This is a genomic window from Persicobacter diffluens (genome assembly GCF_036244895.1).
GTDB lineage: Bacteria > Bacteroidota > Bacteroidia > Cytophagales > Cyclobacteriaceae > Persicobacter > Persicobacter diffluens.
Map to the genome: position 1 here is coordinate 108,903 of NZ_BQKE01000001.1, position 15,399 is coordinate 124,301.

Below are 15,399 nucleotides of genomic sequence, written 5' to 3' on the forward strand. Positions count from 1 at the left end.
AAACTCTTTCAATGAGGGAACCATGAAAGGGGGGGGGATTGTTGAATAAAATTGACATGAAAGGCGATTTTATTTAGAATTTTTTTGTGTGAGTGTTGGGCTTTAATTTTAAGGAGAATGGCTATTGATGTTTTTATATTAAGTCAGACATGGTGTTGGAATAAGTCAATTTCATGGAAGATTTTGACCAAAAAAAACGCCGGAACTCAAAGGTTACGGCGTTTTTTTAATCCGAATGGTTCATGTTTATAGCTTCCTTTGGCTGAAAGGCGGGAGAAAGGAAGAAATTTCTCCTGTTTCGATTTTTTCCCAAAAGAAGCATATGAAAGAGGAGATCGTAAGCTCCCCTTAATTGGGATGATTAATAAAGCAGTAAAGTCATTCAAAATTTTCTTTTAATAAGGACTTTAGCGCTACTCCCTGAATTGGTCGGTGAATATTTGTAATGATTAGATATGTAGCGGTCGGTCTTCCGTCGCTGCCAGGCAAGCCTCCTTCATCGCTTCGGTAAAGGTAGGGTGCGCATGAGACATCCTGGAGATATCCTCCGCAGATGCGCGGTACTCCATGGCCACCACTGCTTCGGCAATCATATCGGCAGCCCGCGGCCCAACGATATGAACTCCCAGGATTTCATCGGTTTCTTTATGAGCCAGCACTTTTACCTGTCCGTCAATGTCCATGGATGCCCGGGCTCGTCCCAGTGCACGGAAAGGAAAAGCCCCGGATTTATAAGGAATACCGGCTTCTTTGAGTTGCTCCTCACTCTGGCCTACTGCCGCTACCTCGGGCCAGGTATAGACCACGCCCGGAATTAAATTGTAATTGATATGAGGCTTTTGCCCTGCTACATATTCTGCCACATAAACCCCTTCTTCCTCGGCTTTATGCGCCAGCATGGCACCCTTGATGACATCTCCGATCGCGAAGATATGCGATTTGGAAGTCTGCAGGTGGTCATTCACTTCAATTCTTCCCCGATCATCGGTTTTGATGCCGATATTTTCCAGCCCAAGCCCTTCGGTGTAGGCCTGACGACCAATGGCGACCATGCAATAGTCTCCTTTAAATTCTACGGTTTGCTCCTTTTTATCTTCTGCCGTCACCGTAACTTCCTCCCCTTCTCTTTTTACACCGGTTACTTTATGGCTGAGGTAGAACTTCACACCCAGTTTTTTCATGGAGCGCTGCAATTCTTTGCCCATGGTGCGGTCCATGGTCGGAATGATGCTGTCCAGAAACTCCACCACAGAGACTTTCGCGCCCAGACGGGCGTACACAGATCCCAGCTCAAGGCCAATGACGCCACCGCCGATAATAATAATATGCTTCGGCACTTCCTGAAGGTTTAGCGCCTCCGTGGAGGTGAACACCCTTTCTTTATCCAGGCTGATAAAAGGCAGGTTGGCCGGTTTTGATCCGGTAGCAATGATGGCTTTTTTAGTAGAAAAGGTGTTTTCTTTCCCGTCTTTATCGGTCACCTTGACGGTATGATCATCCACAAAAGATCCGGTGCCATAATGAACATCGATTTTGTTTTTCTTCATCAAAAATTCAACACCGGCAGTGGTTTGACTCACTACTGCATCTTTCCTTTTGATCATCTGTGGCATATCCACTCCTAAATCTTTTAGCTGAATGCCATGTTCTTCAAAAGTTTTGTGGGCATTGTGATAATGTTCAGAGGAATCCAAAAGCGCTTTGGAGGGGATACAGCCTACATTCAGGCAGGTTCCCCCAAGGGTGGGGTACTTTTCGACCAAAGCCGTTTTCATTCCCAGTTGGGCGCATCGTATGGCGGCTACATAGCCTCCGGGGCCGGATCCTATTATGGTGATATCGTAGTTCATTATTTGATGGTCTAATGTTTGGAAAAGGAGGGGCCCGTACGGGACAGGCCGCAGATTAATTAAGCGCTTTTAAAACATGCTCTAAATACCCAAAAGCAATCTCGAAGGATCTTCCAGCAATTCTTTCACCCGTACCAGGAAGCCAACAGACTCCCGGCCGTCGATGATCCGGTGGTCATAGCTCAGGGCCACATACATGATGGGCAGGATTTTCACCTCCCCATTCACGGCCATCGGGCGCTCCACAATGTTGTGCATTCCCAATATGGCCGACTGTGGCGCATTGATTATGGGGGTGGACAACATGGATCCGAAGATACCGCCATTGGTAATGGTAAAAGTACCGCCGGTCATTTCATCAATAGACAATTTATTGTCGCGCGCTTTGGTGGCTAGCGATACAATGGTTTTCTCAATCGTATCGAATGACATTTGCTCTGCATTGCGAATTACAGGTACCACCAGACCCTTAGGCGCTGATACCGCGATGGAAATGTCACAGAAATCATTGTAAACCATCTCTTCCCCGTCGATCTGGGCATTTACTGCCGGAAATTCCTGCAGGGCAAGACAAACCGCCTTGGTGAAGAAAGACATAAAGCCCAGATTCACTTCATATTTCTGCTTAAAGGAATCTTTATATTTTTTACGCAGATCCATGATCGGTTTCATGTTCACCTCATTGAAGGTGGTCAGCATGGCCGTTTCATTTTTCACCTGTACCAGTCTCTTGGAAATGGTTTTGCGTAAAGGTGTCATTTTTTTGCGTGTCTGCTCACGACCTTCCACTCCACTGCTTTTTTCAGGCGCCGGACTCGATTTGGCTGCGGGCTTCGGAGCTGGTTTTGCTGCTGGAACTTTTGCTTTTTGCGCATCTTCCTTTGTTACACGGCCATTGACGCCGGTTCCTTTTACCTGATCAGCGCTAATGCCTTTTTCTGCTAAAATTTTAGCCGCTGCCGGAGAGGCATGGCCGGTGGCATAATTGGTGGTTCCATCCGTAGCTGTTGCCGGCATTGGGTTAGGGCTCGCGGCTTCCTTTTTTTGCTCATTTGTAGTGACCGGAGCGCCTTCTCCAACGGTAATTTTGCATAATAAAGCACCGATTTCCAGGGTTTCCCCTTCCTCGGCGATTACTTCTAATTCACCGGAAGTTTCTGCCGTAAGCTCGAAGGTGGCTTTGTCGGATTCTATTTCTGCAATGACTTCATCCATTTCCACATGGTCACCCGTACCCTTCAACCAGCTGGCAATGGTTACCTCTGTAATCGATTCTCCCACAGTAGGTACTTTCATTTCGATGATCGCTCCTTCGGTATCTTTGCTGGTTTCTGACGGCGCCTCTGTTTTGGCTTCCGTTGCCTCCGTTTTTGCTTCGGAGGCTGTATCTTCCTGCCCACTGCTTCCAGCGGCGGATTCATCAATTTCACATACTAGGGCACCAATTTCCAGGGTTTCCCCTTCCTGCGCATGTATTTTTAGTTTACCGGAGGCTTCAGCGGTTAATTCAAAAGTAGCTTTATCAGACTCCATTTCACAGATTACCTCATCCATTTCTACTAGCTCGCCATCTGCTTTCAACCATTGGGAAATGGTAACTTCTGTGATAGATTCTCCTACTTCCGGGACTTTTATTTTAAGGCTCATATTGATTCTTTGTTTTTTGGGATATCGTATCCGGTTTTATTATAAGGTGAAAGCTTTCTCGATGATGAGTTGCTGATTTTTTGCATGCAATTTGGCATATCCTGTTGCTGGTGAGGCCGAAGAAATACGGCTGATGCACTGAAGGGAACGGTCTTCCGGGAAGTTTTCACGGATAAACCACCAGGCCCCCATATTTTTGGGCTCTTCCTGTACCCAGCAAATTTCTGCCTTTTTATACTTGTTTAAAATGGCATCCACCTGCTTTAGCGGGAACGGATGCAATTGCTCCATTCTTACCAATGCAATATCTTCCCGCTTATCCGCCTTTTGTTTTTCCAATAAGTCGTAATAAACCTTTCCGGTACAGAAAACGACTCTTTTGGTTTTTCTTGGGCCTGCCTGAGGATCATCAATAACTTCCTGGAATTTATGATTTCCATTGAAGGCTTCCAGCGGAGAATAGACTTCCGGATGACGCAGCAATGACTTGGGTGACATATTGATCAAAGGTTTACGGAAACCCCAGGTCAGTTGTCTTCTGAGTGCATGGAAAAGGTTGGCCGGGGTGGTGATATTGGTGACCACCAAATTATAATTGGCACAAAGCTGAAGAAAACGCTCCAGTCTTGCGGAAGAGTGCTCCGGTCCCTGTCCCTCATAGCCATGTGGCAATAGCATGACCAAACCACTGCCGGCATTCCACTTGGTCTCTGAGGAGGAAATAAATTGATCGATCATCACCTGAGCACCATTGGCAAAATCACCAAACTGCGCTTCCCAAATGGTTAAAGCATTCGGGTTGGCAGTGGAATATCCGTATTCATAACCCAGCACGGCATATTCTGAAAGCAGGGAGTTATAAATGCTGAAATGCGCCTGCTTTTCGTCGATATGGTTCAGGTTATTGTACTTCTCAGAGGTTTCGGAGTCAAATAGTGCCGCATGGCGGTGAGAGAAGGTTCCGCGGATTACATCCTGCCCGGTAAGGCGTACTTTTTTGCCTTCGGTCAACAGGGTGCCATAGGCCAATAATTCTCCTGCGGCCCAATTAAGTTTCTTTTGCTCAAAGAACATTTGCTTACGCTCCTTTAGCAATTTATCAATCTGACGCAGTGGCTTGAAATTTTCCGGTACCGTGGTCAGGGATTTCGCGACTTTTTCTATCAGTTCCATTTCCACTCCGGTAACCGGCGACTGGTCAAAATCTTCCGGTTTCGAACTGCGCAATGCCTGCCATTGGCGCTCCAAGGGCTGCAGCTTATATGGCAAAGGTGACTGCTTCACCATATTCAGGCGATCCTGAAGCAGCTGTCGGAACTGTTTGTCCATTTCCTTCGCCACTTCGGCATCCATTTCATCTCTTTCAGCCAAATAGCGGGAGTATACTTCCCTTGGATTGGGGTGTTTGGCGATTTTTTTATAAAGATCCGGCTGGGTGAATTTGGGTTCATCTGACTCATTATGTCCGTGACGACGGTAGCATAATAAATCGATGTAAACATCCCGCTGGAATTTTTGTCGGTATTCAATCGCAATTTCCATGGCATGCACCACGGCTTCGGCATCGTCTCCATTCACGTGCATCACCGGACAGTCATCCACCTTTGCAATATCGGTACAATAAATACTGGATCGGGCATCATCAAAATTAGTGGTGAAACCGATCTGGTTATTGATCACAAAATGGATGGTACCCCCGGTGCGGAAGCCGTGCAATTTGGCCATCTGCGCCACCTCATATACAATCCCCTGACCCGCAATGGCCGCATCTCCATGAATGAGGATCGGGACTATTTTATGATAATCTCTTTCGTATAAATAATCAATCTTGGCGCGGGTGTTGCCTAATACCACAGGGTTTACCGCTTCCAGGTGAGAAGGGTTGGGGGTTAAGTTCAGCTTAACCTTTTTTCCGCCGAGGGTGACAATGTCTGAGGTATAACCCAGGTGATATTTCACGTCTCCATCGCCCATGGTAGAATCACTTGGCGTGTTGCCTTCAAATTCATTGAAGATCTGCTCATAGGTTTTCCCCATGATATTAGCCAAAACATTCAGACGACCACGGTGCGCCATTCCGATGATGAATTCTTCAGCACCTAGGTCTGCTCCGCGGTTAATCAGCGCGTCCAGAGCCGGGATCGTATTTTCTCCGCCTTCCAGAGAAAATCGTTTTTGCCCAATATATTTGGTATGCAGGAAATTCTCGAACACCACCGCCTCATTCAGTTTTCCTAAAATGTGGCGTTTTTGCTGGTAGCTGAATTTCTTGTGGATGGCGTAATCCTCTACTTTTTCCTTGAACCAGGACTGAATTTCCGGCTCACGGATATACATGAATTCAAAGCCGATATGATGTGAATAAATCACTTTCAGTTTGGCGATGATTTCATTGAGTGTGGCCTCTTCCAAACCAACTTCTCGTCCAGCTTCAAAGACGGTATTGCCGTCAGCTTCTGACAACCCAAACTCTTCCGGATGCAAATAGGCTTTCCAGTACCTTCTTTCCCGAACCGGATTGGTTTTCGTTTTGAGGTGGGCACGCGTCCGAAAGGCGTAAATCAGGTTACGAACACAAATTTCTTTATAGGCATGGGAATCCTTATCCTCCTGAACGGCCGCATTTCCATTGACCGAGGGGGTCGGAATCAAATCTTCGTTATAATGAGCGGAAAACTCAAATCCTTCAAAGAATTTTTGCCAGCTTTCATCTACTGACTCCGGGTCAGCCTGAAACTGGGTGTACAACTCATCGATGTAATCGCCATGTGCGTTGGCAATGTAGGAATATTTATCCATCAGCCTGGGGTTCTAGGGTTTTGGTTGGAATTGATTGGGGCTAGCCTGCCCCTCTATCAAATGTATAAAGTGAAATGAATATAAAGAAATTGCCTAAGCGGTTATACGGTTTTATGATTCAGGCCTTTTTTTGAGTTTTTGATAGAAAATGACCGTATTTATTAAGTGAAGGCCTTTATTTCGTCGGAATCCTTGTCCTGCTTTCCAAAAAATACGGATAGTAGTAAAATTGTTGGAATTTAACGATTCCCTGAATTTGAATAATTATTTAAAAATAATGGGGGAAAATAAGGGGGCTTCTGCTTTTGGAATATCTTTTGCTTCAGAAAGTGAAAATGTAATCAATAGCGCGAATTGAATTTTTCTAATAGAGAATAGTTAAAAGTGCTAAAATTGAGATTTATTACATTTTTTTTCAAAAAGGGGTTTGCAAAAGCGAAAACAAGCCTTACCTTTGCAAAGCAATTTTGAAAAGGGCCATTCGAAGCCCTCTTTTTTTCTATAAAATTGTACAATAATGGCCTCGTAGCTCAACTGAATAGAGCACTTGATTACGGCTCAAGAGGTTCCAGGTTTGAATCCTGGCGAGGTCACGAAACAGCAGGTCTGCGCTGTATAAATAAAAGGACGGTTTATTGGCCTCGTAGCTCAACTGAATAGAGCACTTGATTACGGCTCAAGAGGTTCCAGGTTTGAATCCTGGCGAGGTCACGAAACAGCAAGTCTGTGCTGTATAAATAAAAGGACGGTTTATTGGCCTCGTAGCTCAACTGAATAGAGCACTTGATTACGGCTCAAGAGGTTCCAGGTTTGAATCCTGGCGAGGTCACGAAACAGCAAGTCTGCGCTGTATAAATAAGAGGACGGTTTATTGGCCTCGTAGCTCAACTGAATAGAGCACTTGATTACGGCTCAAGAGGTTCCAGGTTTGAATCCTGGCGAGGTCACGAAACAGCAGGTCTGCGCTGTATAAATAAGAGGATGGTTTATTGGCCTCGTAGCTCAACTGAATAGAGCACTTGATTACGGCTCAAGAGGTTCCAGGTTTGAATCCTGGCGAGGTCACAAATCCGAATTGGAAACAATTCGGATTTTTTTTTGCCTTCTATTTCGGTCAGACTATAAATAGTTGGTCTCCACAGTGGATTGAATGGGCTGGTCAGCGATGGTGAATTTCGCATCTTCAAATTTTGGAGGACCAAAGGAGCCCTTGGCATTGTTGGAAGCCCCTACCCCTTCTTTAGGCATACCGATGAAATTCGTATCTCTTTTGCCATTGTTGTTCTCATCATGGGTGAAAGCGAAGGCGTAAGTTCCGGCAGGAAGATGGAATTGAAAATTTGCTTTTCCATCCCGAATATCTGCTTTAAAAGTCTTTATGGCTTTCTTTTGGCTTGGGAAATCTTCTGCATTATCGAAAAGACTGAGTATCACCTGCCCTTCTTCACTTCTTAAATTAGTAACGGTGACCCTTACTTCGGTAGTTTTGTCATCGTTGGCATATAGACAGGTGTTTATTCCGAAAAATAGCCACCCCATTAGCAATAATGTTTTCATTTTAGCTTCCGTTGATTTGTGATTTAGAATAGATTGTTTGAGTTTTTCCCCTTTTTTATGGGCATTTAAAATGGCTTGTAGGAGGAACAGGACCTAAACCTACCACTTCATCCACTTTTCATGCCATTGATACGAAAATTATTTTATTCCGAATTATGCGCTTCAACCCTCATGTAGCGTTAAGGCGAAAGAATTGTAGGAATATTTCTGATTGATTGTTTGTTCCACAAAAGCGGCTAAACGAGGATTTAAGCATGAATTTTCCGGCTTAAATCAAGTCTTCCAGATAAAAAGTGGTTTTAAAGGTCTCCTCCCCTCTTTTGTACTTGATCTTTATTTTTCTTTTTCGCCTGGATTGTAAGAGGTTGTTAATATTCCCCAATTGTCCTTCTCCACCTTTAAAGTAGTTAACGGAAAGAATTTGATCCCCCTTTTGCAAGCCCGCTTTAGCCGCTGGTGAAGGAGCAGCGATATATTCTACATATATTTTGGGGGATAATTCATTTTTAAGGTGGAGGGTAAGTCCGCTTCTATCAAATTTATAGGGCTTGTTAAATTTGCGGCTTTTTTTGAGGTACATTTCTTTATGGTAATAATCTATCCACAGGTGGAAGCGGGACAAAATTTCCCCACCAATGGTGCCATTTCGCTGAAGTACGATGGCGCTGTCCAGAAAGAATTGTTCATCTACAAAATTACTGACCACATTATCAAGGGCAATTTCTGTATGAGAGAGGGAAACCGAATCTACCATACCCACCCAGCCGTTTAGCATGCCGCTGATGCCTACTCCCAGATGCGTTTCAATATTTTTTTGTGGGGGAGCAATGAGTTGATGTTGTTGGTCTTTTTCGAGGGTCAGTGCCGTGCTTGCTCCCGTATCGATCATTAATTGACTTTTGGGGAAGCTTCTGTTTTCTAAATGAACATCTCCTTCGATATGAATTTTGGTGTTGTCTACACTGATGGGAATGCTGGTGGCTTTGCGGGGTGGTTGGAAATCTTCTATGCGATGGAAAGTGATCATCTTGCGGTCGTAGTCGATTTCGGTCACAAACCTACTCAAAAGATCATAACCCAAAATTCCGTGAACCACTGTGCCGGTCATGGACCAAAAGTTGAGCGGGTCTTTGTCCAGCACTAAAATGGTCAGGTGATTGCCCATTAATTTGCCGGAAGCGAACTGAATCCCGGAAGAGATATAAGCATTTACGGGTTGTCGGTTTGCGCCATAAAGGGTGATTTTTTTTTGATATTTCAGGCCGAGAATGTCAGCGATGGTGATATCGGTAATAATGGTGGTGCGGACGCCGGTATCAATAATGAAGTTTAGAGGGATAAAGCCGTTGAGCTGGGCTTTGACAATGATGAGATTGCTTTTTATTTCAAAAGGAAGGGAATAACGTTTAGTCTCCCCCTTTAAATGAAAGCCGTAGCGCTGTTGAGCAAAAAGTGGAGTGGTAAGTAGAAAAAAAAATAGAACTGAGAATAATTTTCTCATTGATGATATGGGGTTTTATCTCCGCAAGACCAAATCCGTGAAGATCCCCACCACATTGAAATGAAAGTTCGGACTTGAATTTCTATGGTTATTTTCTTCTACCTGAGGATGCTCAACAGGGAAAAGGAAAGACAGTTTTGAGGTATTATCCTTCGCCAGAGACTGCCCTAAAGCGATCATCGCGGTAATCACGAGCATTACAGCAAAGGCGCCATAAATTTTGCGATTAAAACTTTTTGCGGATTTGGAAGGATAATTTTTCATGGACTTGAAGATCTAAGCTACTAAAATAGTGAGGTTTGGCCTTTTTTCCAAAGGGCGCCCACTTCAATTGAGATAGAATTCTTAATAGGATAGCTTAATACTGAATTGATTTGAAAAAGAAAAGGTTGAATTGTACTCTTGTTGCACCCTATTCTCTTTTTATTTGGAGTTTAGAGGGTGTTCAAAAGCGCAGCCTCCGGCTGCAAATTCGAATTATTGGAAGCGATTTTGGATAATTTCTCAACAATAGTGCTGCTATGCTCTCAAAATAATCGGGTATCGCTTCTGTAAAATTAAATTTTCGCTGCGAATTTTGGCTTACAAACACGCTCTTAGGCTGATTAATACCTCTTAAGATTCAGGAGATTCACACCAGGAAATTATTATCAGTCCATTGTGGATGTTTCCTGATCGCTAGATACTCCCAATTGAGCCGAGCATGCTTTCTCCTCATTCCGCCTCTTCGTTCGCAATAAAATCGAAACAGGAAAATTCCTTCATTTCCCACCTTATTGCTAAACGATGATTTAAGCATAAATAATTCGGCTTAGTGATCGTTTGTGCATTTGTGACCCAAAAAAAGGCCTCAGCAGCCGATCTTATCCCTTCCATTTGGAAAGAATCCACTTTGCCCCAAACAAAGCCAGCGTCCTTTATTTCTTATAATATAAAAGTACTAAAACAAAGGATAAATGGGATTTAAGCAATGGACTCTCTTTTTCCTCCTTATTTTTTGCACGAAGGCATGGGCGCAGCCCAACCAATATCCGGAAGATCCGAGGCAGGGTTTTTATATGGGCATGTATGCCCGGGTGGGGGTGAATTGGCTCTTTCAGCATCAACGTTCTATAGGGCGGAATTTTAATCTGAATGGGATGGGAAGTATTGGCGGCCGAAATGAAGAAGGAGATTATTTGGAATTATATACCGGCTATACTTTTCAGCCTTTAAAAAGTAAGGGAGACAGTACCATTATTCATACCCGCATAAGGCTTTCTGCTTTTTCATTATCCTCTCAGTTGATAGGTTTCGGAACCACAAACTCTCCTACCGGTTTAGGGTTTTCCTTGCCGGAGTTTCATGTGGAAGCCCGAAATATTGCCAACACCCCATGGGATTTATGGCTGGGAGCGATATTTTATCGGGGGGAAGATATTCATATGGCCGATCATTTTTACTTTGATGATCATACCGGTCAGGGCGTTGGTGCGAGATATAAAAATTCATCGCTGTCTGCCATGTTTATTGCTAATACCGATACTACTTCTACCGTTCCACCTTATTTTTTTACTAATGTGGTGAATGGTTTTCCGGTTTTGGAGTTAAGGCAGCGTTTGGTATTGATAGCAGAGCATGAGTTACAGCTTAATGATCATCATCGCCTGAAAGGGATGCTGGAGTATCATCAATTGGCTGAGGCGGGGAGTAGCGAAGAAGATTCTGTGGAGAATTACCCCTCCGACTGGGGCGGGGTTTTGGGCTTGAAGCATTTTTGGAAAATTCCGGGAATGAAGAATTCTTTTAATAATACCGCGATCCGTTATGGTGCCAGAATCGCCAATGGAGGTGATGGAGGGTTTTCCCGAACTTACCTTACCTATGGCGCCCCTAATCTGACGACAGGCGATTTTAGAAAAGCTTATTCCTTATCTTTTATCAACCGATTGCTACTCGATGATGCTGAGGATTGGTCATTGGAAGCTTATGCTTTGTACACTTATAGTCGGGGAGCTGCAGATACTTTGGGGGAATCGCCTACCTACAGGGGGAGAGTGACCTATAATCAAAAGCGGGAGTTCGCTATTGGCGGTCGCTATACCTACTATGTGACGGACTATTTTCATTTATTGACGGAGTCCAACTTTGCCCTAAGGAAGGATGGCTTGCAGGATCCGGCCACGGTTTTTAAAATAGGAATAACGCCGACATTGGTCCCTTTTGCAGGTAGAAGTTATTGGTCCAGGCCGCATTTCAGGCTGGTGACCTCCCTGGCTTTTTATAATCAATTTGCGCGGGAGAATTTATATTCCCCCTATTTGCAGGCTGTGGGAGAGACGGCGGTGGGTTTTTATTTAGGGTTCAAGACGGAATGGTGGTTGAATGCGCCTTGGTAATGGTCCTATTTGAGTTATTTTTAATTTTTATTTAGAGCTTGTTTAAAAGCACACTATCCGGCTGCAAATTCGAATTATTGGAAGCGATTTTGGATAATTTTTCAACAATAGCGGTGCTATTCTCTCAAAATAATCGGGTATCACTTCTGTAATACTTCAAATTCTCACTGCGAATTTTGGCTTTTAAACACGCTCCTAGGGGTTAAATGAGAAAAGGGTAGTTGAAAATTGCTGTTATATGTTTTTTAAATGCATTGAATCAATAACTTAGGGTATTGGGAATTTAAAAAGTGAACACAAACGAAATGAATGCTCAGGAAAGTTATCAAAAGCACGCCCTTCATCTACAAGAAAGAGTCAAATCAGCTCAATTTTGGGAGGAACGCTCCGTTAATGACTGGCGAGCGGAGCGTTTGTATGGTGCGCTGGATCCCATTATCCAAAGTGATAAATCCGCCAGTTGGTTGACGGTAGGTGATGGTTATGGAGCGGATGCTCATTACTTATTGAAAAGTGGGGTGATAGAAGTCTTGGCTTCTGATATTGAGGATAGTATTTTAAGTCTTGCGAAAGCGTCCGGGCGGATAAAGCAATATGCTGCTTTGAATGCCGAAGCGATCGATTTAGAGGATAACGCCTATGACTTTGTACTGTGTAAGGAGGCATTACATCATTTTCCAAGACCTTATCTCGCCTTATCGGAAATGACCAGAGTGGCCAAAAGGGCCGTGATTTTTATGGAACCGGTGGATATAGCGCTTTCCAATCCAGCCTTTCTGTTATTAAAAAATTTGGGAGATCGTCTGCCGAAGCTTTTTGGAGGACTGTGGAAGAATCGCTATTCTTTCGAAACGGTGGGCAATTATGTCTATAAGTTTTCGAAAAGAGAAGTGGAGAAGTTTGCCATGGGCATGGGGCTAAGGCATATTGCTTTTGGAGGGATCAATGATGTGCATGATGATTCCCCTGAAATGAATGAAAGGCCGATGAATCAAAGGAAACTAAGGCAGATCCAAAAAAGAATAAAACTAAAAGACAGGCTTTGCGCTACCGATTTTATTCCGAAAATGCATTTGATAGCAGTTATTGGAAAAGGTACTTTTTCCGATGAATTTAAGGATGTTTTAAATAAATCTCATTTTCAAATACAAGATCTGCCTCTCAACCCTTATGCTTAGATATTGGCTGATCCGAAAGATGTATGCTTAAATCCTCGTTTAGCTTTGGGGCGGGAAAAATGGTGGAAGAGTTCCCTGTTTCAAGTTTTATCCAATGAAGCAGATGAATGAGGAGAAAACAAGCTTTTCCAAATTTGGACCATTAAAAAAATCAGCCCTCCCCCGTAATGAACGATAACAAGTTGCTTGGGAATATTTATTAAATTTAGCGGGGCATAATTCGGGCTAACACTTGCTGATAGAGAGAATGATAGGCTTTTCCAACCTCTTTTTCAGAAAAGTGGGAAAGCATATGGCTTCTTGCAGCTTTACTAAGCTGATCAATATCGTTATCAAACATCCAATGAATTCCTTCCGCCAGAGAGGCCGGCTTTCCCAATTCCGCGACATAACCATTCTGTTGGTGAATTACGGCTTCGGGATTGCCCCCTGCGGCATAGGTGATCACCGGGCAGCCACAGGCCATGGCCTCCATAATCATATAGCTCAGGTTTTCATTCAAGGCAGCCGTGATAAAAGCGTCTGACAATTGGTATAGCTCCCGAATTTTCTTTTCCTGTCTGATTTCCCCCACATATGTAAAAGGGAAAGGCAGTTGATCTAATCGTTGTGGGTCATTACATTTTCCGAAAAGGAGAAGATGGGGATGCACTGATTTTTGCTTTTTCAAAAGCTGAAGTGCCTTTTCCAAATCTTGAAACCCCTTTCTTGTATCCAGGAGATTAGCGGCTCCGAAGGTTAAGATAGCTTGATCTTCGGGTAAATTCCACTGCCGTCGTAAGGCCTGCATATGCTTTGCAGGTTGAAAAAGATCCGTATCGATGGGGTTGTGGATTTGGTGGAATTGCAGGTATTGCTGAAGCCCGCTTTCCTGTGCCTGATCAATGATCCATTGACTCACTCCCACCAAATGCGGCGCCAGAATGTCGTAAATATCTTTTTTAGCTTTCCATTGTTGATGGGAAATATCTTTTGGATGAGCCTTTCGGATTTGAGGGCAATTTCCACAGCTGTTTAAATAGCCTTTGCAATCAAAAGCATAATGGCAGCCTCCGGAAAACGCCCAAATATCATGCAGCGTCCACACCACCGGTTTCCCCAAAGCAAAAAGTTTTTTCAAGCCTTTCAGCGATAAAAATCCCTGATTGATCCAGTGAATGTGGATAATGTCGGCAGATTGAATCATGGGGTGCCGGGAAAGATCAGCCCCGACAGTCGCTGAGGAAAAGGCAAACCGATGTGCTTTATCTTTTTCATATAACAGGAAATGAAGCTTTTCCAGTGCCAATCGCCATTTCCAGCCTTTTACCACTTCCATGTTTTCATGCGGCCTGTTTTGGTGCTGTACTAAAAAGTGTACATCCACCCCTTGCTGACGAAGGGCTTTAGCGAGGCGTAAGGAAGCCATGGCAGCTCCACCGGTATCTCCGAAGGAACAAAGGAAAACGACTTTTAGGGGCTTTTTTTGATTCATCTTAGGCGCTAAGCTAAGCATGGCATTTATATTATTAAAAGAAATAGCTTTAATTTAGTGGTGAATTAAAAATGCTCACGCCATGACCTTTGCCCCAATCGCACTTTTCGTTTACAATCGTCCGGATCATACCTTGAAAACTTTGGAGGCTTTAAAAGCCAATCCGGAGGTGGCGCATTCAGAGATTTTCATTTTTGCAGATGGCCCCAAAGCCGGAGCGGATGAAAAAACGAAATTGGCCATTCAGTCCACCAAGGCCCTGGTAATGGATTTTGAGATTGGGGCGAGGAAGGAATTGATTTTTTCGGATCAGAATAAGGGCCTGGCCAATAGTATTATTGAAGGGGTAAGCCGGATTTTGAAATCGCATGGCCGGATTATCGTCCTGGAGGATGATATCGTGGTGGCACCGGGCTTTCTCAAATTTATGAATGAGGCGCTGGAATTGTATCAAAATGAGGACAAAGTGTGGCATATTGGTGCTTATATGCCGGATTTGAAAAGGAATGATCTTCCACCTTTGGCTTTGGTTCAGCAAATGCAGTGTTGGGGCTGGGCCACCTGGGCAAATCGCTGGGAGCAATTTAATCCCTCATCAGCAGACTTGTTGAGTAAATTTGATGGCAGGCTGAAAAAGCAGTTTGACTATGAAGGTTCCTTTAACTTTCACCGGATGTTGCGTAATCAATTGGCTGGCAAGCGGGACTCCTGGGCCATTCGCTGGTATGCGACGATTTTTTTGGCGGGTGGTCTCTGCCTGAATCCTTCACGCAGTATCACGGAGAATATTGGCCAGGATGGTTCCGGACAGCACTCTTTTCGCACCACCAACTATGATGTGGACCGACTGGACCGGTTAGCAGTAGAGAAAATTCCCCTAGAAGAAAATAAAGAGGTGCGGCAGGCGATGGTGAAATATTATTGGAAAGCAAAGCTAAAAGCTATTCCACAATATATCATGTATTTACTTTTTGGCAGACGCTAAGGCTTGCGCCAACCACCAAAGCATCTCTTT

General features: G+C 44.0%; 10 protein-coding genes and 5 tRNA genes. 8 read left to right on the forward strand and 7 right to left on the reverse strand.

What is annotated here, in order from left to right:
• Window positions 1-449: 449 nt before the first annotated feature.
• The 3 genes from lpdA to AAA970_RS00430 all read right to left on the reverse strand — a co-directional run bounded on the left by lpdA (window position 450) and on the right by AAA970_RS00430 (window position 6,296).
• Window positions 450-1,850, reverse strand: a complete 1,401-nt coding sequence (lpdA, locus tag AAA970_RS00420) for a dihydrolipoyl dehydrogenase (RefSeq protein WP_060685083.1) — start codon at window positions 1,848-1,850, stop codon at window positions 450-452.
• A gap of 81 nt (window positions 1,851-1,931) precedes the next feature.
• Window positions 1,932-3,497 (reverse strand): 2-oxoglutarate dehydrogenase complex dihydrolipoyllysine-residue succinyltransferase, encoded by a 1,566-nt coding sequence (gene odhB / locus AAA970_RS00425; RefSeq protein ID WP_338235567.1) that lies wholly within the window; start codon window positions 3,495-3,497, stop codon window positions 1,932-1,934.
• A 39-nt stretch (window positions 3,498-3,536) separates the two neighbouring features.
• A complete protein-coding gene (locus tag AAA970_RS00430) occupies window positions 3,537-6,296 on the reverse strand; it encodes a 2-oxoglutarate dehydrogenase E1 component (protein ID WP_338235568.1) in 2,760 nt (919 codons plus the stop codon).
• A 519-nt stretch (window positions 6,297-6,815) separates the two neighbouring features.
• Between AAA970_RS00430 and AAA970_RS00435 the strand changes: the two genes are divergently transcribed.
• The 5 genes from AAA970_RS00435 to AAA970_RS00455 all read left to right on the forward strand — a co-directional run bounded on the left by AAA970_RS00435 (window position 6,816) and on the right by AAA970_RS00455 (window position 7,361).
• Window positions 6,816-6,889, forward strand: a tRNA-Arg gene (locus tag AAA970_RS00435).
• 44 nt (window positions 6,890-6,933) lie between these two features.
• A tRNA-Arg gene (locus AAA970_RS00440) sits at window positions 6,934-7,007 on the forward strand.
• A gap of 44 nt (window positions 7,008-7,051) precedes the next feature.
• A tRNA-Arg gene (locus AAA970_RS00445) sits at window positions 7,052-7,125 on the forward strand.
• Window positions 7,126-7,169: 44 nt separating this feature from the next.
• Window positions 7,170-7,243, forward strand: a tRNA-Arg gene (locus AAA970_RS00450).
• Window positions 7,244-7,287: 44 nt separating this feature from the next.
• Window positions 7,288-7,361: transfer RNA gene (locus AAA970_RS00455), tRNA-Arg, on the forward strand.
• A 54-nt stretch (window positions 7,362-7,415) separates the two neighbouring features.
• Here AAA970_RS00455 and AAA970_RS00460 read toward each other — a convergent pair.
• The 3 genes from AAA970_RS00460 to AAA970_RS00470 form a co-directional block, all read right to left on the reverse strand.
• Complete coding sequence (locus AAA970_RS00460) at window positions 7,416-7,853, reverse strand: DUF2141 domain-containing protein (RefSeq protein ID WP_338235569.1); 438 nt, start codon at window positions 7,851-7,853, stop codon at window positions 7,416-7,418.
• A 268-nt stretch (window positions 7,854-8,121) separates the two neighbouring features.
• Window positions 8,122-9,354: an aspartyl protease family protein gene (locus tag AAA970_RS00465; protein WP_338235570.1), complete on the reverse strand. Its 1,233-nt coding sequence runs from the start codon at window positions 9,352-9,354 to the stop codon at window positions 8,122-8,124.
• 15 nt (window positions 9,355-9,369) lie between these two features.
• A complete protein-coding gene (locus tag AAA970_RS00470) occupies window positions 9,370-9,618 on the reverse strand; it encodes a hypothetical protein (protein ID WP_338235571.1) in 249 nt (82 codons plus the stop codon).
• Between the two features lie 692 nt (window positions 9,619-10,310).
• Here AAA970_RS00470 and AAA970_RS00475 point away from each other — a divergent pair.
• Window positions 10,311-11,732 (forward strand): carbohydrate porin, encoded by a 1,422-nt coding sequence (locus AAA970_RS00475; RefSeq protein WP_338235572.1) that lies wholly within the window; start codon window positions 10,311-10,313, stop codon window positions 11,730-11,732.
• Between the two features lie 290 nt (window positions 11,733-12,022).
• Window positions 12,023-12,910: a class I SAM-dependent methyltransferase gene (locus AAA970_RS00480; RefSeq protein ID WP_338235573.1), complete on the forward strand. Its 888-nt coding sequence runs from the start codon at window positions 12,023-12,025 to the stop codon at window positions 12,908-12,910.
• A gap of 205 nt (window positions 12,911-13,115) precedes the next feature.
• Here the strand turns inward: AAA970_RS00480 and AAA970_RS00485 are convergent, their stop codons facing one another.
• Complete coding sequence (locus AAA970_RS00485) at window positions 13,116-14,405, reverse strand: glycosyltransferase (protein WP_338235574.1); 1,290 nt, start codon at window positions 14,403-14,405, stop codon at window positions 13,116-13,118.
• Window positions 14,406-14,466: 61 nt separating this feature from the next.
• Here AAA970_RS00485 and AAA970_RS00490 point away from each other — a divergent pair, with 61 nt between their 5' ends.
• Window positions 14,467-15,369, forward strand: coding sequence for a glycosyltransferase family 2 protein (locus tag AAA970_RS00490; protein ID WP_338235575.1), 903 nt, complete (start codon window positions 14,467-14,469; stop codon window positions 15,367-15,369).
• Window positions 15,370-15,399: the final 30 nt, after the last annotated feature.